The sequence below is a fragment of the Ectopseudomonas khazarica genome (assembly GCF_004521985.1).
Classification (GTDB): domain Bacteria; phylum Pseudomonadota; class Gammaproteobacteria; order Pseudomonadales; family Pseudomonadaceae; genus Aquipseudomonas; species Aquipseudomonas khazarica.
In genome coordinates this window covers 84,135-107,670 of sequence record NZ_SBHZ01000005.1, presented here as the reverse complement: position 1 = coordinate 107,670, position 23,536 = coordinate 84,135, and the positions used below count along the sequence as shown (strand labels likewise).

Genomic DNA, 23,536 nt, shown 5'->3' with positions numbered 1-23,536 from the left:
ATGCACCTCAGCGACATGCCGAGGTGGTTGATCCTATTGGGTCTGCGGGCGTTGCCCCCTGTCTTATAAAAAGCTTTCTAAATCAGTGGTTAGGCAAACCTATGATCAAACTAAAGCATGGGCTCGATTTGCCCATAACGGGTGCGCCGACACAGCGTATCGAGGCCGCAAGGCCCGTGCGCAGTGTCGCCGTCATCGGCTTCGACTATCACGGGATGAAGCCGACGATGGAAGTGCAGGTCGGTGACCGAGTCAAGCTCGGTCAGTTGCTGTTTACCGACAAGAAGACACCCGGCGTGCGTTACACCGCCCCCGCTGCTGGCGTTATCAGTGCCATTCACCGTGGCGAGAAGCGTGTCCTGCAATCGGTCGTCATCGATATCGACGGCGATGAGCAGGAAACCTTCGCCCAGTACGCTGCCGACCAGCTCGAAGCGCTGAGTGACGAGCAGGTTCGCGAGAACCTGCAGCAGTCCGGCCTGTGGACTGCGCTGCGTAGCCGTCCGTTCAGCAAGGTGCCGGCCCTGGATGCGCTGCCCAGCTCGATCTTCGTGACCGCTGTCGATACTCACCCGCTGGCCGCCGATCCTGCGGTGATCATTGGCGAATATGCCGCTGATTTCGAAAATGGCCTGAAGGTTCTCGCTAACCTGGCCAAGGTCTTCCTGTGCAAGGCCGATGGCGTCAGCCTGCCCGGCGAGAGCCTGGCCAAGGTGCAGAGCGAGGCCTTCGCCGGCCCGCACCCGGCCGGTCTGCCAGGTACCCACATTCATTTCCTCGACCCGGTCAGCGCCAGCAAGAGCGTCTGGCAGATCGGCTATCAGGACGTGATCTCCGTCGGCAAGCTGTTCACCACGGGTCAGCTGTTCGTCGAGCGCGTCGTCGCGCTGGGTGGTCCGGTCGCCGAGCAGCCGCGTCTGCTGCGTACCCGCCTGGGCGCCAGCCTGGAAGAGCTCACCGCTGGTGAACTCAAGCCCGGCTTCAACCGGGTGATTTCCGGCTCCGTGTTCGGTGGGCGTACCGCCCAGGGCGCGTTCGCCTTCCTCGGTCGCTACCACAACCAGGTGTCCTGCCTGGGCGAGGGCAATGACCGCGAGATGCTGCATTACCTGCGTGCCGGGGTGAACAAGCACTCGGTGCTGAACATCTTCGTTTCCAAGCTGGCCGGCGCCAAGCTGTTCAACTTCACCACCACCACCAATGGCAGCCCGCGCGCCATGGTACCGGTGGGCAACTACGAAGCCGTGATGCCGCTGGACATCCTGCCGACCCAGCTGCTGCGCTACCTGATCGTCGGTGATACCGAGATGGCGCAGAAGCTCGGCTGCCTCGAACTCGACGAAGAAGACCTGGCGCTGTGCACCTACGTGTGCGCCGGCAAGTATGAATATGGCCCGATCCTGCGGGACAACCTCGCCCGTATCGAGAAGGAGGGTTAATCCGTGGGTATTCGTGCATTCCTCGACAAGATCGAGCACAACTTCGAGAAGGGCGGCAAGTACGAGAAGTGGTACGCCCTCTACGAAGCCATCGACACCTTCTTCTACCGTCCTGGCAGCGTGACCAAGACCACCGCTCACGTGCGTGATGGCATCGACCTCAAGCGCATGATGATCACCGTGTGGCTGTGCACCTTCCCGGCCATGTTCTTCGGCATGTGGAACACCGGCTACCAGGCCAACCTGATCTTCGCCCAGAGCCCCGAGCTGCTGGCGGCCCAGGAAGGCTGGCGCTTCGCGCTGATCGGTTCGCTGGCCGGCTTCGATCCGGGCAGCCTGTGGGACAACTTCATCCAGGGCGCTGCCTACTTCCTGCCCGTCTACGCGGTGACCTTCATCGTCGGCGGTTTCTGGGAAGTGCTGTTCGCCTCGATCCGTCGTCACGAGGTCAACGAAGGCTTCTTCGTCACCTCCGTGCTGTTCGCCCTGATCCTGCCGCCTAGCATTCCGCTGTGGCAGGTCGCCCTGGGCATCAGCTTCGGCGTGGTGATCGGCAAGGAAGTGTTCGGCGGTACCGGCAAGAACTTCCTCAACCCGGCGCTGACCGGTCGTGCCTTCCTGTTCTTCGCCTACCCGGCGCAGATGTCGGGTGATGCGGTCTGGACCGCCGTCGACGGTTTCGCCGGCGCGACCTCGCTGAGCCTGGCGGCGTCCGGCGGCATCGAGAACGTGATCAACAACGGCATCACCTGGATGGACGCCTTCGTCGGCACCATTCACGGTTCGCTAGGCGAGACCAGCACCCTGGCCATCGCCATCGGCGGCCTGGTGCTGCTGCTGACCCGCATTGCTTCCTGGCGCATCGTCGTCGGCGTGATGCTGGGCATGATCGGTCTCAGCCTGCTGCTCAACCTGATTGGCTCGGACAGCAACCCGATGTTCGCCATGCCGTGGTACTGGCATCTGGTCGTCGGCGGCTTCGCCTTCGGCATGTTCTTCATGGCCACCGATCCGGTATCGGCGTCCATGACCAACACCGGCAAGTGGATCTTCGGTGCCCTGATCGGCGTGATGGTGGTGTTGATCCGTGTGGTCAACCCGGCCTTCCCCGAGGGCATGATGCTGGCGATCCTGTTCGCCAACCTGTTCGCACCGCTGATCGACCACTTCGTCGTTCAGGCCAATATCAAGCGGAGGCTGGCACGCAATGTCTAGTCAAAAAGAATCCACCGTCCGCACGCTGACGGTGGCCGTGCTGGTGTGCCTCGTGTGTTCGGTATTCGTTGCCGGCGCGGCCATCGCACTGAAGCCGACCCAGGTCGAGAACCGCCTGCTGGACAAGCAGCGCAGCATCCTGGCGATCGCCGGTCTGGCCCAGCCGGGCATGTCTTCGGCCCAGGTCAAGCAGGTGTTCGACGGTGCCATCACCGCCAAGCTGGTGGACCTGGAAACCGGCAAGTTCTCCGACGCCTTCGACCCGATCACCTTCGACCCGCTCAAGGCGGCCAAGGATCCCAAGCTGTCCACCGTGCTCAGCGGTAGCGAGGACATCGCCGGGATCAAGCGCCAGGAGCGTTACACCACCGTGTACATGGTGGAGAAGGATGGCCAGGTGGAAACCCTGATCCTGCCGGTGCGTGGCTACGGCCTGTGGTCGACCCTGCACGGCTTCATCGCGGTCAAGGGCGACCTCAACACCGTGGTCGGCATGGGCTTCTACCAGCACGGCGAGACGCCGGGCCTCGGTGGTGAAGTCGACAACCCGAAATGGAAAGGCCAGTGGCCGGGCAAGACCCTGTTCGACGAAGACGGCAAGCTCGCCGTGCAGGTCGTCAAGGGTGGTGTCGACCCGCAGAGCCCGCAAGCGACCCATCAGGTCGACGCGCTCGCCGGTGCCACGCTCACCAGCAACGGGGTGGATCATCTGCTGAAGTTCTGGCTCGGCCAGAACGGCTTCGGTCCGTTTATCGCTAACCTGCGCGCAGGGGAGGCCTGATCATGTCGCAGCCGACTATTAAAGAAGTCCTGCTCAACCCGATCTTCAACAACAACCCCATCGGTCTGCAGATCCTCGGGATCTGCTCGGCCCTGGCGGTCACGTCCAACCTGCAGACCGCGCTGGTGATGTCTGCCGCGCTGACCCTGGTCACGGCGTTCTCCAACCTGTTCATCTCGATGATCCGCAGCCAGATCCCCGGCTCGATCCGCATGATCGTGCAGATGGTGATCATTGCCTCCCTGGTGATCGTGGTCGATCAGGTGCTCAAGGCCTATGCCTTCAGCCTGTCCAAACAGCTGTCGGTGTTCGTCGGCCTGATCATCACCAACTGCATCGTGATGGGCCGTGCCGAAGCATTCGCCATGCAGAACCCGCCCGTGCTGTCGTTCTTCGACGGTATCGGTAACGGTCTGGGCTACAGCGCCATGCTGATCGCCCTGGGCGTGATCCGCGAGCTGTTCGGTGCCGGCAAGCTGATGGGCTACGAGATCCTTTCCGTGGTCAACGACGGTGGCTGGTATCAGCCCAACGGCATGCTGCTGCTGCCGCCTTCGGCGTTCTTCCTGATCGGCCTGTTCATCTGGGCCATTCGTAGCTGGAAGAAGGACCAGGTCGAGTCCAATGCCTACAAGATGGCGCCTCAGGTATCCAGCAAGGAGGCCTATTAATGGAACATTACATCAGCCTGTTCGTCCGTGCGGTGTTCGTCGAGAACATGGCGCTGGCGTTCTTCCTTGGCATGTGTACCTTCATCGCCATCTCCAAGAAGGTGGAAACCGCCATCGGCCTCGGCATCGCCGTGGTCGTGGTGCTGGGTATCACCATGCCGGTGAACAACCTGATCTACTCCAACATCCTCAAGGACGGTGCGCTGGCCTGGGCCGGTCTGCCTGACGTCGACCTGTCCTTCCTTGGCCTGCTGACCTTCATCGGCGTGATCGCGGCGATCGTGCAGATCCTGGAAATGACCCTGGATAAGTACGTGCCGTCGCTCTACAACGCCCTGGGGGTGTTCCTGCCGCTGATCACCGTGAACTGCGCCATCATGGGTGGCTCGCTGTTCATGGTCGAGCGTGACTACAACCTGGCCGAAAGCACCGTCTACGGTGTCGGTGCGGGCGTGTCCTGGGCGCTGGCCATCGCCGCGCTGGCGGGCATCCGCGAGAAGCTCAAGTACAGCGACGTACCGGCTGGCCTGCAGGGTCTGGGCATCACCTTCATCACCATCGGTCTGATGTCGCTGGGCTTCATGTCCTTCTCCGGCGTGCAGCTGTAAGGAAAGGATGAACAGATGAATTACGAAATCTTCCTCGCCATCGGCATGTTCACCGCCATCGTGCTCGCGCTGGTGCTGATCATCCTCGCCGCTCGCGCCAAGCTGGTGTCCAGCGGTGACGTGAGCATCGAGATCAACGGCGAAAAAACCATCGTGGTACCGGCCGGCGGCAAGCTGCTGCAGACCCTGGCCGACAACAACATCTTCCTGTCCTCCGCCTGCGGCGGCGGCGGCACCTGCGCGCAGTGCAAGTGCGTCGTCGAGTCCGGCGGCGGCGAGATGCTGTCCACCGAAGAGTCGCACTTCACCCGGCGCGAGGCCCGCGAGGGCTGGCGTCTGTCCTGCCAGACCCCGGTCAAGCAGGACATGAAGATCGAAGTCCCTGAAGAGGTCTTTGGCGTCAAGAAGTGGGAGTGCACCGTCGAGTCCAACCCCAACGTCGCCACCTTCATCAAGGAGCTGACGCTGAAACTGCCGGAAGGCGAGAACGTCGACTTCCGTGCCGGTGGTTACGTGCAGCTGGAATGCCCGCCGCACACCGTCAACTACAAGGACTTCGACATCCAGGAGGAGTACCGCGGCGACTGGGACAAGTTCAACCAGTGGAAGTACGTGTCCAAGGTCGACGAGACCGTGATCCGTGCCTATTCCATGGCCAACTACCCGGAAGAGCGCGGCCTGGTGAAGTTCAACATCCGTATCGCCTCGCCGCCCCCGGGCAAGGACGATCTGCCGCCGGGCAAGATGTCTTCCTACGTGTTCAGCCTCAAGCCGGGCGACAAGATCACCGTGTACGGACCTTTCGGTGAGTTCTTCGCCAAGGACACCGATGCCGAGATGGTCTTCATCGGTGGTGGTGCCGGCATGGCGCCGATGCGTTCGCACATCTTCGACCAGCTCAAGCGCCTGAAGTCCACGCGCAAGATCAGCTTCTGGTACGGTGCGCGCTCCATGCGCGAGTCCTTCTACAACGAAGAGTACGACCAGCTGCAGGCCGAGAACCCGAACTTCCAGTGGCACCTGGCGCTGTCCGATCCGCAGCCGGAAGACAACTGGACCGGCCTCACCGGCTTCATCCACAACGTGCTGTACGAGAACTACCTGAAGGACCACCCGGCTCCGGAAGACTGCGAGTTCTACATGTGCGGCCCACCCATGATGAACGCTGCGGTGATCAAGATGCTGACCGACCTGGGTGTCGAGCCGGAGAACATCCTCCTCGACGACTTCGGCGGCTAAGCATGAGGTCAGCTGTACTTCAGCCCGTTATCGCTGTCGCCTTGGCGGCAGCCCTAACGGGCTGCTTGCATTCTGAACGGATCGAAGAGTTCGGTGGCCCGACCATGGGCAGCACCTATTCGATCAAATACGTCCGTAGTGAAGGTGTCGCGCCACAAGCCGAACTCAAGGCCGCGACCGAGGCGATCCTCGCCGAGATCGACCTGCAGATGTCCACCTACCGTGACGACTCGCTGATCGAGCAGTTCAACCGTGCACCGGCCGGGGCCTGTCAGGCCATGCCGCAGGCTGTGCTGGACCTGGTGCGCGCTGGCGATCGCCTGCACGAAGAGAGCCAGGGCTATTTCGACCTGACCCTCGAACCGCTGCTCGACCTCTGGGGCTTCGGCCCGAGAGGGCAGGGCGAGGCCGTGCCGAGCGAGGAGAAGCTCGCCGAGGTGCGTCAGCGCGTCGGTCAGCAGCACCTGCGCATCGATGGCGAGCAGCTGTGCAAGGATGCCGACGTGCAGGTCGACTTCAACAGCATCGCCGCCGGCTATGCGGTCGAACGCATCGTCGCGCGCCTGCGCGAGCTGGGCGTCACCAGCTACCTGGTCGAAGCCACGGGTGAGCTCAAGGCGGCTGGCTTCAAGCCCGATGGCAGCCACTGGCGCATCGGCCTGGAGGCGCCGCGTGACGACAAGCGCGTGGCCCAGCGCGTGCTGCAACTCGATGGTTACGGTATCTCCACGTCGGGTGATTATCGCAACTACTTCGAGGAGAATGGGCAGCGCTACTCGCATACGCTCGATCCGCTCACCGGGCGCCCTGTCAGCCATACGCTGGCTGCGGTCACCGTGGCCGACCGATCGACCTTGCGCGCCGATGGCTTGTCTACCCTATTGATGGTGCTTGGGCCTGACGCCGGCATGGCGTTCGCCGAGCGCAACGGTATCGCGGCGTTTTTCGTGACGCGTGAGGGCGAGGGCTTCGTCACACATGGCACGGCCGCATTCGAGCAGCTATTCGCTGCAGGAGATGAGCAATGACGTTTCTGGTTGTATTTCTGACCATGGTTCTGGTCGTCGGCATGATGGCCGTCGGTGTGATCATGGGGCGCAAACCCATCGCCGGTTCCTGCGGCGGCATCGCCAACCTGGGCATCGAGAAAGAATGCTCGATCTGTGGTGGCAGCCGCGAGAAGTGCGAAGAGGTCAACCGCGACAAGGCCGATGCGCCGAACACCGACCTGGCTTACGACGCAAGCAAGCGTTGAGTCAGGCGGTATGGATTGACAGCCGGCAGCCGTTATCCACTGCCGGCCCCGCCGAGGGTGCGCCACAAGCGCTCCGGCCTGATCTGAAGGAGTAAACATGGCGGTCTACAACTACGATGTGGTGGTACTGGGCTCCGGGCCTGCGGGCGAGGGCGCGGCGATGAACGCGGCCAAGGCCGGGCGCAAGGTGGCCGTGGTGGACAACCGTCCGCTGGTCGGCGGCAACTGCACCCACCTGGGCACCATCCCGTCCAAGGCGCTGCGCCACTCGGTGCGGCAGATCATGCAGTTCAACACCAACCCGATGTTCCGCCAGATCGGTGAGCCGCGCTGGTTCTCCTTCCCTGACGTGCTGAAGAGCGCCGAGAAGGTCATCGCCAAGCAGGTCACCTCGCGCACCGGCTACTACGCACGCAACCGTATCGACACCTACTTCGGCACGGCCAGCTTCGCCGACGAGCAGACCATCGAGGTGGTATGCCTCAATGGCGTGGTGGAGAAACTGGTCGCCAAGCAGGTCGTCATCGCCACCGGGTCGCGTCCGTACCGCCCGGCGGACGTCGACTTCCGCCACCCGCGTATCTATGACAGCGACACCATCCTCAGCCTCGGGCATACCCCGCGCCGCCTGATCATCTACGGAGCCGGGGTGATCGGCTGCGAATACGCCTCGATCTTCAGTGGTCTGGGCGTGCTGGTCGACCTGATCGACAACCGCGACCAGCTGCTGAGCTTCCTCGACTCGGAAATCTCCGATGCGTTGAGCTATCACCTGCGCAACAACAACGTGCTGATTCGTCACAACGAGGAGTACGAGCGCATCGAGGGGCTGGAGAACGGCGTCATCCTGCACCTGAAGTCGGGCAAGAAGATCAAGGCCGATGCCCTGCTGTGGTGTAACGGCCGTACCGGCAATACCGATCAGCTGGGGCTGGAGAACATCGGCATCGGCGTCAACAGCCGTGGCCAGATCCAGGTCGACGAGTACTACCGCACCGAGGTGAGCAACATCTACGCCGCGGGCGACGTGATCGGCTGGCCGAGCCTGGCCAGTGCCGCCGCCGACCAGGGCCGTTCCGCCGCTGGCAGCATCGTCGACAATGGCAGCTGGCGTTTCGTCGACGACGTGCCGACCGGCATCTACACCATTCCGGAGATCAGCTCGATCGGCAAGAACGAGCGTGAACTGACCCAGGCCAAGGTGCCGTACGAAGTGGGCAAGGCCTTCTTCAAGGGCATGGCCCGTGCGCAGATCTCGGTCGAGCCGGTGGGCATGCTGAAGATTCTCTTCCACCGTGAAACCCTGGAAGTGCTGGGTGTGCACTGCTTCGGCTACCAGGCCTCGGAGATCGTCCACATCGGTCAGGCGATCATGAACCAGAAGGGTGAAGCCAACAGCATCAAGTACTTCATCAACACCACCTTCAACTACCCGACCATGGCCGAGGCCTATCGCGTCGCAGCGTTCGACGGCCTCAACCGGCTTTTTTGAGCGGCTCCGGCCGGCGGCCTGAGCCGGTCGGGGAGTCAGGCTGGGTAGTGGCTTCCGAGTGGCGCTGGCCGAATCGGGAGAGCTTCTAGCGTCTCAGGCGGCAGCAATGAAAAAACCGGCTCATGGGCCGGTTTTTTCATGTCGGTGTCGTTTGCGATACGAGCCTGCGTCACTCAGAGCAGCCGGCCAACTGTTCGACGATCAAGGCCAATGCTGCCTGAGGCGAGAGCTGGGCGGTATCGACAGTGAATGGCGAGGGTTGCCAGGGCTCATAGTCATGCTGGTCGACCGACTGCCAGGTGGGCGGCACAAGCCCCGGCACGTCGACGACTCGCGACTCTACCCGCTGGCGGTGCTGGGTTTTATCGGAGCAGACAATCTGCACGTTCAGCAAGCGGCTGCCGGCACTGGCTGCAGTTGTGCTCCAGGCCGCGCGGCTTTCCTGCACCGGATTGACGCAGTCGACGACTACCCGGCGACCACTGTTCAGATTGTCCAGGGCGATGGCATTGGCGACCGCATAGCCACTGCTGCCGATATCCGTACCCGTTGCCTGGCTGTTGCGAAGTGCCTGCTCGATACTGTCGATGCGCAGGTAAACAGCGCCCAGGCTGGCCGCCAGCGCCCTCGCGAGGGTGGTCTTGCCGGTGCCTGGAAGGCCGCTGAAAACGATCAACATCACTCAGCAGCGCAGCGTCTGTACCGCCAGTTCCGGGAAGTCGGTGATGATGCTGTCGGCGCCGAAGTCGGCGAGGCGGCGCATCAGGGCGGCTTCATTGACCGTCCACACCGACACGTGCAGGCCCTGCTTCTGCGCCTTGAGCAGGCGCTCCGGGGTGCACAGCGTCCAGTTCAGGGCCAGCAGGTGGCAGTCGTAGTGCGCCGCCACCTTGAGTGGGTCGAGCCAGGCGTACTCGGCGACAAGGCCCACCTGCAGGTGCGGAGTCAGCTCGCGAGCGGCCTTGAGCACTTCGCGCGAGCTGGAGGTGATGGTGATGCGCTCACGCAGGCCGAAGCGTTCGGCGAGTTCGGCGATGGCCAGTACGGTGCGTGCCGAGCGTACTTTCGAGGCGCTTTTCACCTCCAGCTGCCAGTGTTCGAACGGGCATTGCTCGAACAGCTCCGCCAGGCGCGGAATCGGGCAGGGGCGCACCCAGCCCGGGCCGCCCTTGCGCGCATCGTACTTCACCAGTTCGGCGGCATCGTGCTCGACCACCTTGCCGCGCAGGCCCGTGGTGCGCTTGAGGGTCGGGTCGTGGATCACCATCAGCTCGCCGTCGCGTGACAGGTGCAGATCCAGTTCGCAACGGCTGACGCCATGCTCCAGGCAGCGCTGGAAGCTGGCGAGGGTGTTTTCCGGGGCTTCGCCCTTGGCGCCGCGATGGCCGTAGATGAGAGTCACTGTTGCTCCTTGGCAGTGTCAGGGGAGCGCGGCTGGTGATGGCGCACGCTGTCGATCACGTGATCGTATTCGAAATAGACACTGAAATCGCGGTAATCCCAGCGTGTGATGGGCGGCTGGCCGACGGGCCTGTGCTCCTCGTCCGCGAGGCCGAAGCGTTCCAGTACCGAGCGCTTGGACTCGCCCAGCTTGGGCAGGTTGCGGGCGTCGATGTCGCTGCCCTGGCTGCCGACGGGAATGGCCAGGGTTTCGGCGTGAAGGGTAACGGGGGCGAGCAGGGCGATCAGCAGGGCAAAACGGTACATAGGGATTCCTTGGCGGCGTTCATTCGCGGGCCTGGCGACGTTCCAGAGCCTGTTTCTGCAGGATATGCCGAGCCAGCAACTGGCGCTGTGCGTCGGTCAACGCTTCGAACTCCGTGCCGATCTCGTACTGGCCATTGGCGCGCTGGCTGCAGTGCACGACCTGGGCCCGCAGCAACAGGCCGAGGGCCTGGGGCATCAGCACCATCTTGATCGCCAGGTGACTGCCCGGCGCGACGGCCTGGGCATGGTTGAAGCTGATGCCACCCTCGGACAACGACACCTGGCGGGGCGCGCCGATATCGCGCAGCAGGCTTTGCGCCACGGCCTGGCCGAGCAGGTCGATGCGCTTGTTGATCACCTTCAGGTAGTTGGCCAGGGTGCGGTCGCGCTCGCTGATGTGACGCAGCAGGTGCTGGGACTCGAAGTCCATCAGGTGCAGGTCGCTGAGCAGGTTGAACAGCGGCGACGGATCGTGAAGTTCGTCGCTGGCCTGGGCTTCGGCGCCTGCCAGCAGGGTGAATTCCAGTGCGATCGTATCTTCGATGCGATAGTATTCGCGGCGATCATCTACATCGTTTGTCGACATGGCGAACCCATGAAAGCAGTGGTGGTCGAAGACCCTGTTGAAAGTCTCGCGAGCTGGATGCATGCAAGGCGAGAGTCGCCGAGGTCGTGCCGTTTACCTGGGTAAACCGGCGCCCCGAGTCGACTTCAACGCAGCAGGCTCGTTGCGCAGCGGACTTTGACTTGTTTCTGAGTGTAAGGCCGCTGATCAGGCCCCGCCACAAGGACGTTTTTCTTTCTCCCGAATCTCTCCGACATGTTCAGACCTCTGTTCGTATTCATCGGTACGCGTTACACGCGGGCCAAGCGACGCAACCACTTCGTCTCCTTCATCTCCCTGACGTCCATGCTCGGCCTCACCCTCGGGGTGATGGTGATGATCCTGGTGCTGTCGGTGATGAATGGCTTCGACCACGAGATGCGCACGCGCGTACTCGGCATGATTCCTCATGCCACCATCGAGTCGGCGACGCCGGTCAGCGACTGGCAGGCCCTGGCGAGCCAGGTCAAGCAGCATCCGCGGGTCGAGGCGCTGGCGCCTTTCACCCAGATGCAGGGCCTGCTGACGCATGACGGCAAGGTGCAGAAGGTGCTGATCAATGCCATCGACCCCGAGCAGGAACGCAAGGTGTCGATCATCGACGGCTTCTTCCAGCAGGGTAGCCTGGACAGCCTGCGCCCCGGCGATTTCGCCATGGTCATCGGCGACAAGGCGGCGGCCAAGCTGGGGGTGAAGCTGGGTGACAAGATCACCTTCGTCGCGCCCGAGGTGACGGTCACGCCGGCCGGCATGTTCCCGCGCCTGAAGCGCTTCACCATCACCGGTATCTTCCATGTCGGCGCCGGCGAGATCGACGGCGCGCTGGCGCTGGCCAACATCAGTGACCTGGCCCGCCTGCACCGCTGGCAGCCCGGCCAGGTGCAGGGTCTGCGCCTGAAATTCGATGATCTGTTCCAGGCGCCACGCAGCGCCTGGGAGATCGCCCAGACCCTCGACGGCGATTTCTATGCACGCGACTGGACCCGCACCCACGGCAACCTCTACCAGGCGATCCGCATGGAGAAGACCATGATCGGCCTGTTGTTGCTGCTGATCGTCGCGGTGGCCGCGTTCAACATCATCTCCACCCTGGTGATGGTGGTGAGCGACAAGAAGGCCGACATCGCCATCCTGCGCACCCTCGGTGCCACGCCACGGCAGATCATGGCCATCTTCATGGTCCAGGGCACGGTCATCGGCGTGGTCGGCACCCTCATCGGTGCGCTGCTGGGCATCGTCGCCGCGCTGAATGTCAGCAGCCTGATCGCTGCCATCGAGAAGCTGCTGGGCATCAAGTTTCTCAATGCCGATGTCTATTTCATCGATTACCTGCCTTCGCAGCTGCAGAGCGCCGACGTGGTCATGGTCTGTGCCGCGGCGCTGCTGCTGAGTTTCTTCGCCACCCTGTATCCGGCCTGGCGCGCCGCGCGCACCCAGCCCGCCGAGGCCCTGCGTTATGAGTGAATCCATGAGTCAGAACGCCATGAAACAGCAAAATGCCGTGCTCAGCTGCCGCAACCTGAGCAAGCGCTACGACGAGGGCCCCGAGTCGGTGGTCGTGCTCGATGGTCTGGAGCTGGAACTGCTGGCCGGCGAACGCGTCGCCATCGTCGGCAGCTCCGGTTCGGGCAAGAGCACCCTGCTGAACATGCTCGGTGGCCTGGATACGCCGAGCGAGGGCAGCGTCTGGCTGGCCGGCGAGCAGCTGTCGGCATTGAGCGAGACGGCACGCGGCCTGCTGCGCAATCGCGCCCTGGGCTTTGTCTACCAGTTCCACCACCTGCTGGCGGAGTTCACCGCACTGGAGAACGCCTGCATGCCGCTGCTGATTGGCAAGACGCCGATCGCCGAGGCGCGTGAGCGTGCCACCCAGCTGCTCGAACGCGTCGGTCTGGGCCATCGCCTCAATCACAAGCCGGCCGAACTGTCCGGCGGCGAGCGCCAGCGTGTGGCGATTGCCCGCGCGCTGGTCAACCGTCCGGGCCTGGTGCTGCTCGACGAGCCCACCGGCAACCTCGACCAGCACACCGCCGAAGGTATCCAGGAGCTGATGCGCGAGCTGAGCCGCGACTCCAACACCGCGTTCCTGGTGGTGACCCACGACATGCAGCTGGCCCGGCAGATGGATCGCGTGCTGAGCCTGCAGGACGGCAAACTGGTGAGCATCTGATGTTTCGTCCGCTGAGTATCTTCATCGGCGCTCGCTACACACGGGCCAAGCGCCGCAATCATTTCATCTCCTTCATTTCGCTGACCTCGATGATCGGCCTGGGCCTGGGTGTCCTGGCGATGATCGTGGTGCTCTCGGTGATGAACGGCTTCCAGCGGGAAATGAGCTCGCGCATCCTCGGCATGGTGCCGCACGCGATGCTCTACGGTGAGCAGCCGGTGGCCGACTGGCAGGCGCTGGCGGACAAGGCCATGGCCAATCCGCAGGTGCTGGCTGCTGCGCCCTATGCCGAGCTGGAGGGCATGCTCTCGCACCGCGGGGTGATGCAGCCGATCCAGATTCACGGCATCGATCCGGCGCAGGAGGGCAAGGTGTCGATCCTGCCCGGCCACATCCGCCAGGGCAGCCTGAACAACCTGCAGCCCGGCGAGTTCGGCGTGGTGATCGGTGATATCACCGCGCGCCGTTTCGGCTTGCAGGTCGGTGACAAGCTGACGCTGATCATTCCCGAGCTGAGCAGCGCACCGGGTGGTGTCACGCCGCGCATGCAGCGTCTGAACGTGGCGGCGATCTTCAAGGTCGGCGCCGAGCTGGACAGCTCGCTGGCGCTGATCAACGTCGCCGATGCCGCCAGCATGCAGCGCCTGCCGGAGGGCACGGTGCCGGGTATCCGCCTGGCGCTGAAGGACCTCTACCAGGCGCCGCAGGTGTCCAAGGCACTGGTGGCCGAGCTGGGCAGTGGCTACCGCGCCGATGACTGGACCCACACGCAGGGCAGCCTGTTCAGCGCGATGAAGATGGAGAAGACCATGATCGGCCTGCTGTTGCTGCTGATCGTCGCCGTGGCGGCGTTCAACATCATCGCCACGCTGATCATGGTGGTCGCCGACAAGGGCGGCGATATCGCCATCCTGCGTACGCTGGGCGCCACGCCACGGCAGATCATGGCGATCTTCATGGTGCAGGGTTCGGTGATCGGCCTGGTCGGCACCCTGTTCGGCACCGTGTTCGGCGTGCTGGCCGCACTGAACGTCAGTGCGCTGGTGGCCTGGCTGGAATCCTTCGCCGGGCAGCAGGTGCTGAGTTCCGACGTGTATTTCATCAGCAGCCTGCCTTCGGAGTTGCAGTGGCTGGACGTGGCGCTGATCTGTTCCGCTGCGCTGCTGCTCAGCTTCCTTGCCACGCTCTATCCCTCCTGGCGCGCCGCCCAGGTGCAGCCGGCCGAAGCCCTGCGCTACGAGTGAGGCCGTCTCACCACCAACCAGCCAGGTGCAGCGCCAGCACGGCGAAGGCGACGGCGAACAGGTAGCGCAGCGTGCGCAGCACCGCCGGGCGCTGCAGCAGATGCTGGCGCAGCGCTGCGGCGAACAGCCCGTAGACGCTGAATACGGCGAAGGTCACTGCCATGAACAGCCCGCTGAGTGTCAGCAGGTGCTGCATGGCATGCGCCTGGCCAGGCTCGAGGAACTGCGGCAGGAAGGCCAGGAAGAAGATCGACAGCTTGGGGTTGAGCAGATTGAGCGCGACGCCCGAGCGTATCAGCGTGGTGTTCGAACGTGCGCCCTGATGCGCCTGCAGCTGCAGCGGACCCTGTTCACGCAACATGCCCCAGGCCATCCACAACAGGTAGAGCGCGCCGCCGTAGCTGAGTGCTTGCAGCGCCAGGGGGCTGGCGTAGAGCAGGGCGGCCAGCCCGCTGACGGCGGCCAAGGCATGTGGCGCGCAGCCCAGGGTGCAGCCGAAGGCCGCTACCAGGCTGGCGCGCCAGCCCTGTGCCAGGCCGGCGGCGATGGTGTAGACCACGCCGGTGCCTGGCGAGGCCACCACCAGCAGCGAGGTGAGAAGAAATTCGAGGCTCATGCCGTCGGCCCTCCCTGGTCGTTCGGGCCTGTGTTGCGATCGTGCCTGTGCATGGGGCTTTCCCTGTGACGAGTGAGCCCGCAGTCTGTCGAGTCGTGTTCCGGACGATCTTGAACGAAATTGCAGAGGGCTCAGCGTCCCGGGCGGGCGTACAGTCCTGGGGTGAAGCCGAAGCAGCGCACGAAGTGGCGGCTCATGTGGCTCTGGTCGGCAAAGCCCGCAGTGGCTGCCGCCTCGGCCAGGGGCAGGCCGGCGGCCACCAGCTGGCGCGCCTTGAGCAGGCGTCGTTGCAGCAGGTAGGCGTGGGGCGTCAGCCCAGTCAGGCGGGAGAAGGCGCGCACCAGCTGGAAGCGGCTGAGCTGCGCCTGTTCCGCCAGCAGCGCCAGCGTCAGGGGTGCCATGGGGTCGTCGTCGATCAGCGTCTTGGCTCGGCTGGCACCGTTTCCGGCGGCCAGAGGCTTGCCCGGACGCTGTTCCAGAAGGTGCGCGAGCAGCACCGGCAGGGTCTGCTCGCCGGCCAGTTGCGCCGCTGGCATGCCAGGCTGGGCGATGGCCCGGTACAGCGCCGCGAAGGCATGGCTGGCCTGGCGCTTGCGCAGCACCGGATAGGCCAGTTCGCTGGGCGTCGGGCCGCCGTCACTGGCCATGTCGGCGAAGGCCTGGGTGATCCGCTCGGGTTCGAAGTACAGCATCCGCCAGCGCCGGGCGTTGCCACCCAGTGGTGCGCCATCGTGGACTTCACCGGGGTTGAGCGAGATCAGGTCGCCGGCTTGCGCCTGTACCTGGCCCCGGCCGCTGGCCGAGCGCTGGGCGCCCTGGAGGATCTGGCCGATGCCGAACTGTTCGTGGATATGGCGTGCGAAGCTGCGGTCGGAGTCGGCCTCGACGATCTCCACGCCCAACCCGCTCAGACGTCGTATGCGAAAGCCCGGCTCGTTCATGCGTATCCGTCTCCTGGCGCCGAGGCGCGCCTGGTTGAGGTTACTGCTGCTGGCGGCGACGTTCCTGGCGCTTGCGCCAGCTGCGCTGCACCCACCAGCGCCAGTACGCCATGGTCAGCAGGTAACCGAGCACGGCGAGGATCAGGCCCGCCACGAAGGAGCCCAGCAGCAACGGTTTCCACAGCATCGACAGCTCGGCGGTGATCCACTCCAGGCTGAGGTGGCTGGGCATGCGCACGGCGGGTGAGTTGCTCAGCCAGGCGCCAAACTTGTAGGTGCAGTAGAACACCGGCGGCATGGTGATCGGGTTGGTCAGCCAGACCAGGCCGATGGAAATGGGCAGGTTCGCCCGCAGAGGAATCGCCACCGCAGCGGCGGCCAGCATCTGCATGGGCATGGGGATCATCGCCCAGAACAGGCCGATGGCCATGCCACGGGCGACCGAATGGCGGTTGAGGTGCCAGAGATTGGGGTCGTGGATGAGCTTGCCGAGAAAGCGCAGGGACTTGTTACCCTTGATACTGTCGGGGTTGGGCAAGTAGCGCTTGAATAAACGACGCGGCATGAAGAGTCTCTGGGCAGGCAAAAGCGCCGATATTATGCACGGATTCGTCATCGTCAGCGTTTCCATATTGTGACCTAAGTTGAGCGCCGGATGCGCTCGGCTGAGCTCGACGAGCAGGGAGGCTCGATGCGTACAGGGATGTTGGCGCTGGCCCTGGGTTTGCTGGCGTTGCGCTTTCTGCCGGGCCTGCCGTCCGCCGCGGTGCTGCTGCTCATGGCCGCTTGCGCGCTCGCTCTGCTGTTCTCGCGGGGCTACCCCCTGGGCTTCTTCCTGCTGGGGCTGGCCTGGGCCTGCGGCTCTGCGCAATGGGCACTGGATGATCGCCTGGACGTGGCGCTGGATGGGCGCACCCTGTGGCTGGAAGGGCAGGTGGTCGGCTTGCCGGAAGCGGCCGACGGTGTGCTTCGCTTCCAGTTGCAGGACGCCCGTTCACGGCGTGCCGAACTGTCCGCCAGGATGCGCCTGGCCTGGTACGGCGGGCCACCAGTGCTGGCCGGCGAGCGTTGGCGTCTGGCAGTCAATCTCAAGCGTCCCCATGGCCTGGTCAATCCGCAGCGTTTCGATTACGAAGCCTGGCTGCTGGCCCAGCGCATCGGCGCCACGGGGACGATCAAGGCGGGTGAGCGCCTGGCCCCGGCCACTGGCCTGGGCGGCTGGCGCGACGCCCTGCGCCAGCGCCTGCTGGCGGTGCCCGCCTGGGGACGGCAGGGCGGCATTGCCGCACTGGTGCTCGGCGATGGCTCCGGCCTGACGGCGGAGGACTGGCGTCTGTTGCAGCACACCGGCACCGTCCACCTGATGGTCATCTCCGGGCAGCACATCGCCCTGCTGTCCGGTTTCCTCTACGGACTGGCGGCGCTGCTGGCCAGGCTCGGTGCCTGGCCGCAGCGCCTGCCGTGGTTGCCTTGCGCCTGCGCGCTGGCCCTGGGCGGCGCGCTGGTCTATGGCCTGCTGGCCGGGTTCGAGGTGCCGGTGCGCAGGGCCTGCGTGATGGTTGCCCTGGTGCTGTTGTGGCGCCTGCGCTTTCGTCACCTGGGCGCTGCCTGGCCGCTGTTGGCGGCCCTGCTGGTGGTGTTGTTGCTGGAGCCGCTGGCGTCCCAGCAGCCGGGCTTCTGGCTGTCGTTCTCGGCGGTCGCCGTGCTTGCGCTGGCCTTTGCCGGGCGGCTGGGTGCCTGGGGCTGGTGGCGCGGGCTGACACGTGCGCAATGGACCACGGCGATCGGCCTGTTGCCGATGATGTTGATCCTCGGGCTGCCGGTCAGCAGCAGCGGGCCCCTGGCCAATCTGCTCGCCGTGCCCTGGGTAGGGCTGGTGGTGGTGCCGCTGGCGCTGTTCGGTACGCTGCTGTTGCCGGTGCCTCTGCTCGGCGAGGGCTTGCTGTGGCTGGCCGGCGGGGCATTGCAGTTGCTCTTCGCGCTGCTCGGCCTGATCGCCGGCTGGTTGCCCGCCTGGTTGCCCAGCGAGTTGCCGTGGTGGGTCTGGTCGTTGGCGGCGCTGGGGGCCGCGTTGCTGTTGCTGCCTGCCGGTGTGCCGCTGCGCTTGCCGGGGCTGGCGCTGCTGCTGCCCGCGCTGCTGGTACCGGCGCAAGGACCCGAGGACGGGCAGGCCGATGTCTGGGTCCTGGATGTCGGCCAGGGCTTGTCGGTTCTGGTGCGGACCCGCGAGCACAGCCTGCTGTACGACGCCGGGCCGCGCTTCGGCGACTTCGACAGCGGCGAACGTATCGTCCTGCCGTCGCTGCGCGCGCTGAACCTCCGGCGGCTCGACCTGCTGCTGGTCAGCCACGCCGACAACGATCATGCCGGTGGGGCGGCGGCCGTGGCGGCTGGCATGCCGGTGGCGCGGGTCATCAGTGGCGAGCCGGCGCGTCTCGCGCGAAGCCTGGCTGCCGAGGCCTGCGAGTCCGGGCACAGCTGGCAGTGGGATGGCGTGACCTTCAGGTTGTGGCAATGGCCGCAGGCGGCGCCAGGCAACCCGCGTTCCTGCGTCTTGCAGGTGGAGGCCGAGGGGGAGCGCTTGCTGTTGACCGGCGACATCGATGCCGCGGCCGAACAGGCGCTGGTGCAATCGGGCTTCCCGCTGGCGTCGCACTGGCTGCTGGCTCCGCATCACGGCAGCCGCAGTTCTTCCAGCCAGCCCTTCATCGACGCGGTCGGGCCGCAGCACGTGCTGATCACGCGCAGCCGGCACAATGCTTTCGGCCATCCGCACCCGCAGGTGCTGGCGCGTTACCAGGCGGCGGGCGTGGCGGTGCATGACACCGCGTATGCCGGCGCGCTGCATCTGCGCCTGGGCAAGTGGCTCGCACCGCGCGGGTTGCGAAGCGAGGCACGCTTCTGGCGGGAAAAATGAGAACGGCGGCGGTCGGCGGGTGGCCCACCCTATGCTAGAGTGGCGCCACTTTTTCGAGGGGGAATCTCTACCGTGTGGGAACTGGTCAAAGCTGGCGGCTGGATGATGCTGCCGATCATTCTCTGTTCCATCGCTGCTGCCGGTATCGTTGCCGAGCGCCTGTGGACCCTGCGGCCCGCCCGCGTCACGCCGGCCAATCTGCTGGCCCAGGTATGGCGCTGGATCAAGGACAAGAAACTGAACAACCAGAAGCTCAAGGAGCTGCGTGAGCATTCGCCGCTCGGGCAGATCCTGGCCGCTGGCCTGGCCAACTCCAAGCATGGTCGCGAGATCATGAAAGAGTGCATCGAAGAGGCCGCCGCCCGCGTCATTCATGATCTGGAGCGCTACCTCAACGCCCTCGGCACCATCGCCGGCATCGCACCGTTGCTCGGCTTGCTCGGTACCGTGCTGGGCATGATCGAAATCTTCAGCTCCTTCATGGGCGCGGGTATGGCCAATGCGCCGATGCTCGCCGGCGGTATCTCCAAGGCGCTGATCACCACTGCGGCAGGCCTGATCGTGGCGATCCCGGCGCTGTTCTTCCACCGCTACCTGCAACGTCGTGTCGACGAGCTGGTGGTGGGCATGGAGCAGGAGGCGATCAAGCTGGTGGAGATGGTGCAAGGTGACCGTGACGTCGACCTGGGCGAGGGCAAGGCGTGAAATTCCGGCGCAAACCGCGGGAGAACGTCGAGATCAACCTGGCCTCGTTGATCGACGTGGTGTTCATCCTGCTGCTGTTCTTCGTGGTCACCACCACCTTCACCCGTGAGACCCAGCTCAAGGTCGACCTGCCCGAGGCGGTCAGTGGCACGCCACCGGAGCAGACCGAGCTCAAGCAGGTCGAAGTGCTGATCGCTGCCGACGGCGCCTACTCGGTGAACGGCAAGGCCCTGCTGGAAAGCAACCTGAGCAACCTGATGGCGGCGCTGCAGAAAGAGTCCGATGGTGACAACAGCCTGCCGCTGATCATCAGCGCCGATGGCAAGACCCCGCATCAGGCGGTGATCACGGCCATGGATGCCGCAGGCAAGCTGGGCTTCGCACACCTGCGCATGACCACGGTGGAAGCACAGGAAGCGCCCTGATTGAGCGCCGCCGATCGCTTGCTCGAGGCCTGGTACCGCGGCCACCCGGCGCTGGTGCTGCTGCGCCCGCTGGAGTGGCTGTACCGCCGCGTGGTGCAGGGCAAGCGCGCGCGTTTCCTGGCGGGCGAGGGTGACATCTACCGCGCCCCCGTGCCGGTGCTGGTGGTGGGCAACGTCACCGTCGGCGGCACCGGCAAGACCCCGCTGATCCTCTTTCTCATCGAACATTGCCGGGCTCGCGGTCTCAGGGTCGGCGTGGTCAGCCGTGGCTATGGCGCCACGCCGCCGAGCCTGCCCTGGCGTGTGCGTGCCGAGCAGCCTGCGGCGCAGGCTGGTGACGAGCCGCTGTTGATCGTGCAGCGCACGGATGTGCCGCTGATGATCGACCCGGACCGCAGTCGCGCCGTGCGGGCGCTGCTGGCCGAGGAGCCGCTGGACCTGATCCTCTGCGACGACGGCCTGCAGCACTATCGCCTGGCGCGCGACCTGGAACTGGTGCTGATCGATGCCGCGCGCGGCCTGGGCAATCGCCGCTGCCTGCCGGCGGGGCCGCTGCGCGAGCCTGCCGAGCGTCTGCAGGCGGTCGATGCGGTGCTGTACAACGGCGCCGAGGCGGATCGCGCCGACGGTTACGCCTTCCAGCTGCAGCCCAGTGCGCTGGTCAACCTGGCCAGCGGCGAGCGCGTCGCTCTCGAGCATTTTTCGGCAGGGCAGGCGGTGCATGCAGTGGCCGGCATCGGTAATCCGCAGCGTTTCTTCAACACCCTCGAAGCGCTAAACTGGCGGCCGGTTCCGCACCCCTTCGCCGACCATGCCCAGTACGATCTGGCGCAGCTCAGCTTCGAGCCATCGCTGCCGCTGCTGATGACGGAGAAGGATGCGGTGAAATGCCGGGCCTTCGCCGCCGCCGACTGGTGGTATCTGGCTGTCGATGCCGTGCCCACGCAGGCCTTCGTCGACTGGCTGGATGCGGAGCTGACCCGTCTCATACCGGGGTCTTCGTAACCCCATCCAAGGACTGCGTCATGGACCTCAAACTGCTCGACATCCTCGCCTGCCCGATCTGCAAGGGCCCGCTGCAGCTCTCCGAAGACAAGACCGAACTGATCAGCAAGGGCGCCGGCGTGGCCTACCCGATTCGCGACGGCATTCCGGTGATGCTGGAGAGCGAAGCCCGTACCCTGACCACTGACGAGCGTCTGGACAAGTAAATGAGCGCTGCCTTCACTGTCGTCATTCCCGCCCGTTACGCCTCCACCCGCCTGCCAGGCAAGCCGCTGCAGGACATCGCCGGCAAGCCCATGGTCCAGCATGTCTGGGAGCAGGCGCGGAAGAGTTCGGCCAGCCGGGTGGTGATCGCCACCGACGACGCCCGCATCGTCGAGGCCTGTACCGCGTTCGGCGCCGAGGTGCTGCTGACCCGCGAGGATCACAACTCCGGCACCGACCGCCTGGCCGAGGTCGCCACCCAGCTCGGATTGTCCGCCGATGCCATCGTGGTCAACGTGCAGGGCGACGAACCGCTGATTCCGCCGCTGATCATCGATCAGGTGGCGGCCAACCTGGCGGCCAATCCGCAGGCCGGCATCGCCACGCTGGCGGAGCCGATCGAGGACGTCTTGGCGCTGTTCAACCCCAACGTGGTCAAGGTGGTGGCCGACAAGAACGGCCTGGCCCTGACCTTCAGTCGTGCGCCGCTGGCCTGGGCGCGCGATGCCTTCGCCAAGGACCGCGACGTGCTGCCGCAAGGCGTGCCGTACCGCCGCCACATCGGTATCTACGCCTACCGTGCCGGTTTCCTGCATGACTTCGTCGCCTGGGGCCCGTGCTGGCTGGAAGACACCGAGTGCCTGGAGCAGCTGCGCGCGCTCTACAACGGTGTGCGCATCCATGTCGCCGACGCCCTGGAAGCGCCGGCCGCCGGCGTGGATACCGCCGAAGACCTGGAACGGGTTCGTCACCTGCTGGGGGCCTGATGAAGGTTCTCTTCGTTTGCCTGGGCAACATCTGCCGCTCGCCCACCGCCGAAGGCGTCTTCCGTCACAAGCTGCGCGCAGCCGGTCTGGAAGGGCAGGTGCAGGTGGATTCCGCCGGCACCGGTGACTGGCACGTGGGCAAGGCGCCGGACAGCCGCACCCGCCAGGCGGCGCAGCGCCGTGGCTATGACCTGTCGGCGCAACGTGCACGCCAGGTCGAGGCCGCGGACTTCCAGCGCTTCGACCTGATCCTGGCCATGGACCAGAGCAACCTGCGCAATCTGCAGGCGCTGCGTCCGGCCGGCGCCCGTGCCGACCTCGATCTGTACCTGCGTCGTTTCGACCTGGCCCTGGACGAGGTGCCGGACCCGTACTACGGCGGTGAGGATGGCTTCGAGCAGGTGCTGGACCTGATCGAGCAGGCCAGCGATGCATTGCTGATCGAGATCAAGGGGCGCCTGTGACACTCAACCTGCAGAGCGACATGTCGCTCAAGCCGTTCAACAGTTTCGGCGTCGATGTGCGTGCGCGGCTGTTCGCCGAGGCGCATGACGATGCCGAGGTGCGCGAGGCGCTGAGCCTGGCCGAACAACGGGGCCTGCCCCTGCTGGTGGTCGGCGGTGGCAGCAACCTGCTGCTGACGGGCGATGTCGAGGCGCTGGTGCTGCGCATGGCCAGTCGTGGCCTGCGGGTTCTCGACGATGCTGGCGAGCAGGTGCTGGTCGAGGCCGAGGCCGGCGAACCCTGGCATCCGTTCGTGCAGTGGAGCCTGGCGCAGGGCTTCAGTGGCCTGGAGAACCTCAGTCTGATTCCCGGCACCGTCGGTGCTGCGCCGATGCAGAACATCGGTGCCTATGGCGTGGAGGTCAAGGACCTGTTCGCCGGGCTGACCGCGCTGGATCGCCACAGCGGCGAGCTGCGCGAGTTCGCGCTGGAGGAGTGTGCCTTTGCCTACCGCGACAGCCTGTTCAAGCGTGAGGCCGGGCGCTGGTTGATCCTGCGCGTGCGTTTTCGCCTGGCTCGCCAGGCCGCGCTGCGTCTGGACTATGGCCCGGTGCGCCAGCGCCTGGTCGAAATGGGGATCGAGGCGCCGACGGCGAGCGATGTCAGTCGGGCGATCTGCGCCATTCGCAGCGAGAAACTGCCGGACCCGGCCGAGCTGGGCAACGCCGGCAGCTTCTTCAAGAACCCGGTGGTGTCGTTCGAGCTGGCCGAGCGCATTCGTGCGCAGCACGCCGATCTGGTCAGCTATCCGGCGGGCGATGGCCTGGTCAAGCTGGCGGCCGGCTGGCTGATCGAGCGGGCAGGGTGGAAGGGCTTTCGCGACGGCGATGCCGCAGTGCATCGTCTGCAGGCGCTGGTGCTGGTCAACCATGGCCACGCCACGGGTGCGCAACTGCTGGCCCTGGCGCAGCGCATCCAGGGCGATGTGCTGGCGCGATTCGGCGTCGATCTGGAAATCGAACCCAACGTTCTCTGATGCGCTCCGGGAGCACGCGCTGCTCCAGGCACTTCACTCGCGGTGACGGAA

General features: G+C 65.1%; 27 protein-coding genes. 20 read left to right on the top strand and 7 right to left on the bottom strand.

The annotated features are described in order from the left end of the window. Window positions 1–101: 101 nt before the first annotated feature. The 9 genes from EPK82_RS07795 to sthA all read left to right on the top strand — a co-directional run bounded on the left by EPK82_RS07795 (window position 102) and on the right by sthA (window position 8,700). Window positions 102–1,439: a Na(+)-translocating NADH-quinone reductase subunit A gene (locus EPK82_RS07795; protein WP_134676237.1), complete on the top strand. Its 1,338-nt coding sequence runs from the start codon at window positions 102–104 to the stop codon at window positions 1,437–1,439. Between the two features lie 3 nt (window positions 1,440–1,442). Continuing rightward, the gene (locus EPK82_RS07790; RefSeq protein ID WP_037048619.1) at window positions 1,443–2,654 is read left to right on the top strand and encodes an NADH:ubiquinone reductase (Na(+)-transporting) subunit B; all 1,212 of its coding nucleotides are present in this window, start codon (window positions 1,443–1,445) and stop codon (window positions 2,652–2,654) included. Beyond that, window positions 2,647–3,435 carry a Na(+)-translocating NADH-quinone reductase subunit C gene (locus EPK82_RS07785; RefSeq protein ID WP_047589840.1) on the top strand — a complete coding sequence of 263 codons (789 nt, stop codon included), beginning with the start codon at window positions 2,647–2,649 and terminating at the stop codon, window positions 3,433–3,435. Before EPK82_RS07790 ends, EPK82_RS07785 begins: the two co-directional genes overlap by 8 nt. Then, window positions 3,432–4,106 (top strand): NADH:ubiquinone reductase (Na(+)-transporting) subunit D, encoded by a 675-nt coding sequence (locus EPK82_RS07780; protein WP_172979207.1) that lies wholly within the window; start codon window positions 3,432–3,434, stop codon window positions 4,104–4,106. Before EPK82_RS07785 ends, EPK82_RS07780 begins: the two co-directional genes overlap by 4 nt. Continuing rightward, on the top strand, window positions 4,106–4,714 hold the full coding sequence (gene nqrE / locus EPK82_RS07775; protein WP_037048611.1) for an NADH:ubiquinone reductase (Na(+)-transporting) subunit E: 609 nt from the start codon (window positions 4,106–4,108) through the stop codon (window positions 4,712–4,714). Before EPK82_RS07780 ends, nqrE begins: the two co-directional genes overlap by 1 nt. 15 nt (window positions 4,715–4,729) lie before the next feature. After that, on the top strand, window positions 4,730–5,953 hold the full coding sequence (gene nqrF, locus EPK82_RS07770; RefSeq protein ID WP_037048607.1) for an NADH:ubiquinone reductase (Na(+)-transporting) subunit F: 1,224 nt from the start codon (window positions 4,730–4,732) through the stop codon (window positions 5,951–5,953). Between the two features lie 104 nt (window positions 5,954–6,057). Next, window positions 6,058–6,981, top strand: a complete 924-nt coding sequence (locus EPK82_RS07765) for an FAD:protein FMN transferase (RefSeq protein ID WP_047589838.1) — start codon at window positions 6,058–6,060, stop codon at window positions 6,979–6,981. Then, complete coding sequence (gene nqrM / locus EPK82_RS07760; protein ID WP_037048601.1) at window positions 6,978–7,208, top strand: (Na+)-NQR maturation NqrM; 231 nt, start codon at window positions 6,978–6,980, stop codon at window positions 7,206–7,208. The genes EPK82_RS07765 and nqrM overlap by 4 nt, the downstream gene beginning before the upstream one ends. Window positions 7,209–7,305: 97 nt before the next feature. After that, entirely contained in the window at window positions 7,306–8,700 is a 1,395-nt protein-coding gene (sthA, locus tag EPK82_RS07755) for a Si-specific NAD(P)(+) transhydrogenase (protein ID WP_037048600.1), read from the top strand. Window positions 8,701–8,869: 169 nt separating this feature from the next. Here sthA and EPK82_RS07750 read toward each other — a convergent pair whose 3' ends face one another. From EPK82_RS07750 to EPK82_RS07735, 4 genes are read right to left on the bottom strand one after another with little or no spacing between them, the layout of a single operon-like run. Continuing rightward, entirely contained in the window at window positions 8,870–9,379 is a 510-nt protein-coding gene (locus EPK82_RS07750; RefSeq protein WP_134676236.1) for an AAA family ATPase, read from the bottom strand. 3 nt (window positions 9,380–9,382) lie between these two features. Beyond that, the gene (locus tag EPK82_RS07745) at window positions 9,383–10,102 is read right to left on the bottom strand and encodes a glycerophosphodiester phosphodiesterase (protein WP_134676235.1); all 720 of its coding nucleotides are present in this window, start codon (window positions 10,100–10,102) and stop codon (window positions 9,383–9,385) included. Further along, complete coding sequence (locus EPK82_RS07740) at window positions 10,099–10,407, bottom strand: phosphodiesterase (protein WP_134676234.1); 309 nt, start codon at window positions 10,405–10,407, stop codon at window positions 10,099–10,101. The genes EPK82_RS07745 and EPK82_RS07740 overlap by 4 nt, the downstream gene beginning before the upstream one ends. A gap of 19 nt (window positions 10,408–10,426) precedes the next feature. Further along, window positions 10,427–10,993 carry a PilZ domain-containing protein gene (locus EPK82_RS07735; protein WP_037049118.1) on the bottom strand — a complete coding sequence of 189 codons (567 nt, stop codon included), beginning with the start codon at window positions 10,991–10,993 and terminating at the stop codon, window positions 10,427–10,429. A 234-nt stretch (window positions 10,994–11,227) separates the two neighbouring features. Between EPK82_RS07735 and EPK82_RS07730 the strand changes: the two genes are divergently transcribed. The 3 genes from EPK82_RS07730 to EPK82_RS07720 are packed head-to-tail and all read left to right on the top strand — an operon-like array spanning window position 11,228 to window position 14,425. Continuing rightward, a complete protein-coding gene (locus tag EPK82_RS07730; RefSeq protein ID WP_047589830.1) occupies window positions 11,228–12,475 on the top strand; it encodes a lipoprotein-releasing ABC transporter permease subunit in 1,248 nt (415 codons plus the stop codon). Between the two features lie 19 nt (window positions 12,476–12,494). Further along, window positions 12,495–13,181 carry a lipoprotein-releasing ABC transporter ATP-binding protein LolD gene (gene lolD / locus EPK82_RS07725; RefSeq protein WP_371923236.1) on the top strand — a complete coding sequence of 229 codons (687 nt, stop codon included), beginning with the start codon at window positions 12,495–12,497 and terminating at the stop codon, window positions 13,179–13,181. Beyond that, window positions 13,181–14,425: a lipoprotein-releasing ABC transporter permease subunit gene (locus EPK82_RS07720; protein ID WP_047589828.1), complete on the top strand. Its 1,245-nt coding sequence runs from the start codon at window positions 13,181–13,183 to the stop codon at window positions 14,423–14,425. The genes lolD and EPK82_RS07720 overlap by 1 nt, the downstream gene beginning before the upstream one ends. A gap of 7 nt (window positions 14,426–14,432) precedes the next feature. Here the strand turns inward: EPK82_RS07720 and EPK82_RS07715 are convergent, their stop codons facing one another. The 3 genes from EPK82_RS07715 to EPK82_RS07705 all read right to left on the bottom strand — a co-directional run bounded on the left by EPK82_RS07715 (window position 14,433) and on the right by EPK82_RS07705 (window position 16,547). Next, window positions 14,433–15,041 (bottom strand): LysE family translocator, encoded by a 609-nt coding sequence (locus EPK82_RS07715; protein WP_134676233.1) that lies wholly within the window; start codon window positions 15,039–15,041, stop codon window positions 14,433–14,435. A 131-nt stretch (window positions 15,042–15,172) separates the two neighbouring features. Beyond that, on the bottom strand, window positions 15,173–15,982 hold the full coding sequence (locus tag EPK82_RS07710; RefSeq protein ID WP_051800541.1) for an AraC family transcriptional regulator: 810 nt from the start codon (window positions 15,980–15,982) through the stop codon (window positions 15,173–15,175). 40 nt (window positions 15,983–16,022) lie between these two features. Beyond that, window positions 16,023–16,547: a DUF2062 domain-containing protein gene (locus tag EPK82_RS07705; protein WP_037048586.1), complete on the bottom strand. Its 525-nt coding sequence runs from the start codon at window positions 16,545–16,547 to the stop codon at window positions 16,023–16,025. Window positions 16,548–16,685: 138 nt separating this feature from the next. Between EPK82_RS07705 and EPK82_RS07700 the strand changes: the two genes are divergently transcribed. From EPK82_RS07700 to murB, 8 genes are all read left to right on the top strand, one after another. Further along, a complete protein-coding gene (locus EPK82_RS07700) occupies window positions 16,686–18,899 on the top strand; it encodes a DNA internalization-related competence protein ComEC/Rec2 (protein WP_134676353.1) in 2,214 nt (737 codons plus the stop codon). Between the two features lie 72 nt (window positions 18,900–18,971). Then, on the top strand, window positions 18,972–19,604 hold the full coding sequence (locus EPK82_RS07695; protein WP_037048580.1) for a MotA/TolQ/ExbB proton channel family protein: 633 nt from the start codon (window positions 18,972–18,974) through the stop codon (window positions 19,602–19,604). Continuing rightward, entirely contained in the window at window positions 19,601–20,029 is a 429-nt protein-coding gene (locus tag EPK82_RS07690; protein WP_037048577.1) for an ExbD/TolR family protein, read from the top strand. The genes EPK82_RS07695 and EPK82_RS07690 overlap by 4 nt, the downstream gene beginning before the upstream one ends. Beyond that, window positions 20,030–21,034 carry a tetraacyldisaccharide 4'-kinase gene (gene lpxK / locus EPK82_RS07685; RefSeq protein WP_134676232.1) on the top strand — a complete coding sequence of 335 codons (1,005 nt, stop codon included), beginning with the start codon at window positions 20,030–20,032 and terminating at the stop codon, window positions 21,032–21,034. 20 nt (window positions 21,035–21,054) lie between these two features. Next, window positions 21,055–21,240, top strand: coding sequence for a Trm112 family protein (locus EPK82_RS07680; protein ID WP_003245207.1), 186 nt, complete (start codon window positions 21,055–21,057; stop codon window positions 21,238–21,240). After that, a complete protein-coding gene (gene kdsB, locus EPK82_RS07675) occupies window positions 21,241–22,005 on the top strand; it encodes a 3-deoxy-manno-octulosonate cytidylyltransferase (RefSeq protein ID WP_134676231.1) in 765 nt (254 codons plus the stop codon). Beyond that, entirely contained in the window at window positions 22,005–22,469 is a 465-nt protein-coding gene (locus tag EPK82_RS07670) for a low molecular weight protein-tyrosine-phosphatase (protein ID WP_134676230.1), read from the top strand. Before kdsB ends, EPK82_RS07670 begins: the two co-directional genes overlap by 1 nt. Then, entirely contained in the window at window positions 22,466–23,485 is a 1,020-nt protein-coding gene (gene murB, locus EPK82_RS07665) for a UDP-N-acetylmuramate dehydrogenase (RefSeq protein WP_134676229.1), read from the top strand. The genes EPK82_RS07670 and murB overlap by 4 nt, the downstream gene beginning before the upstream one ends. Window positions 23,486–23,536 lie beyond the last annotated feature (51 nt).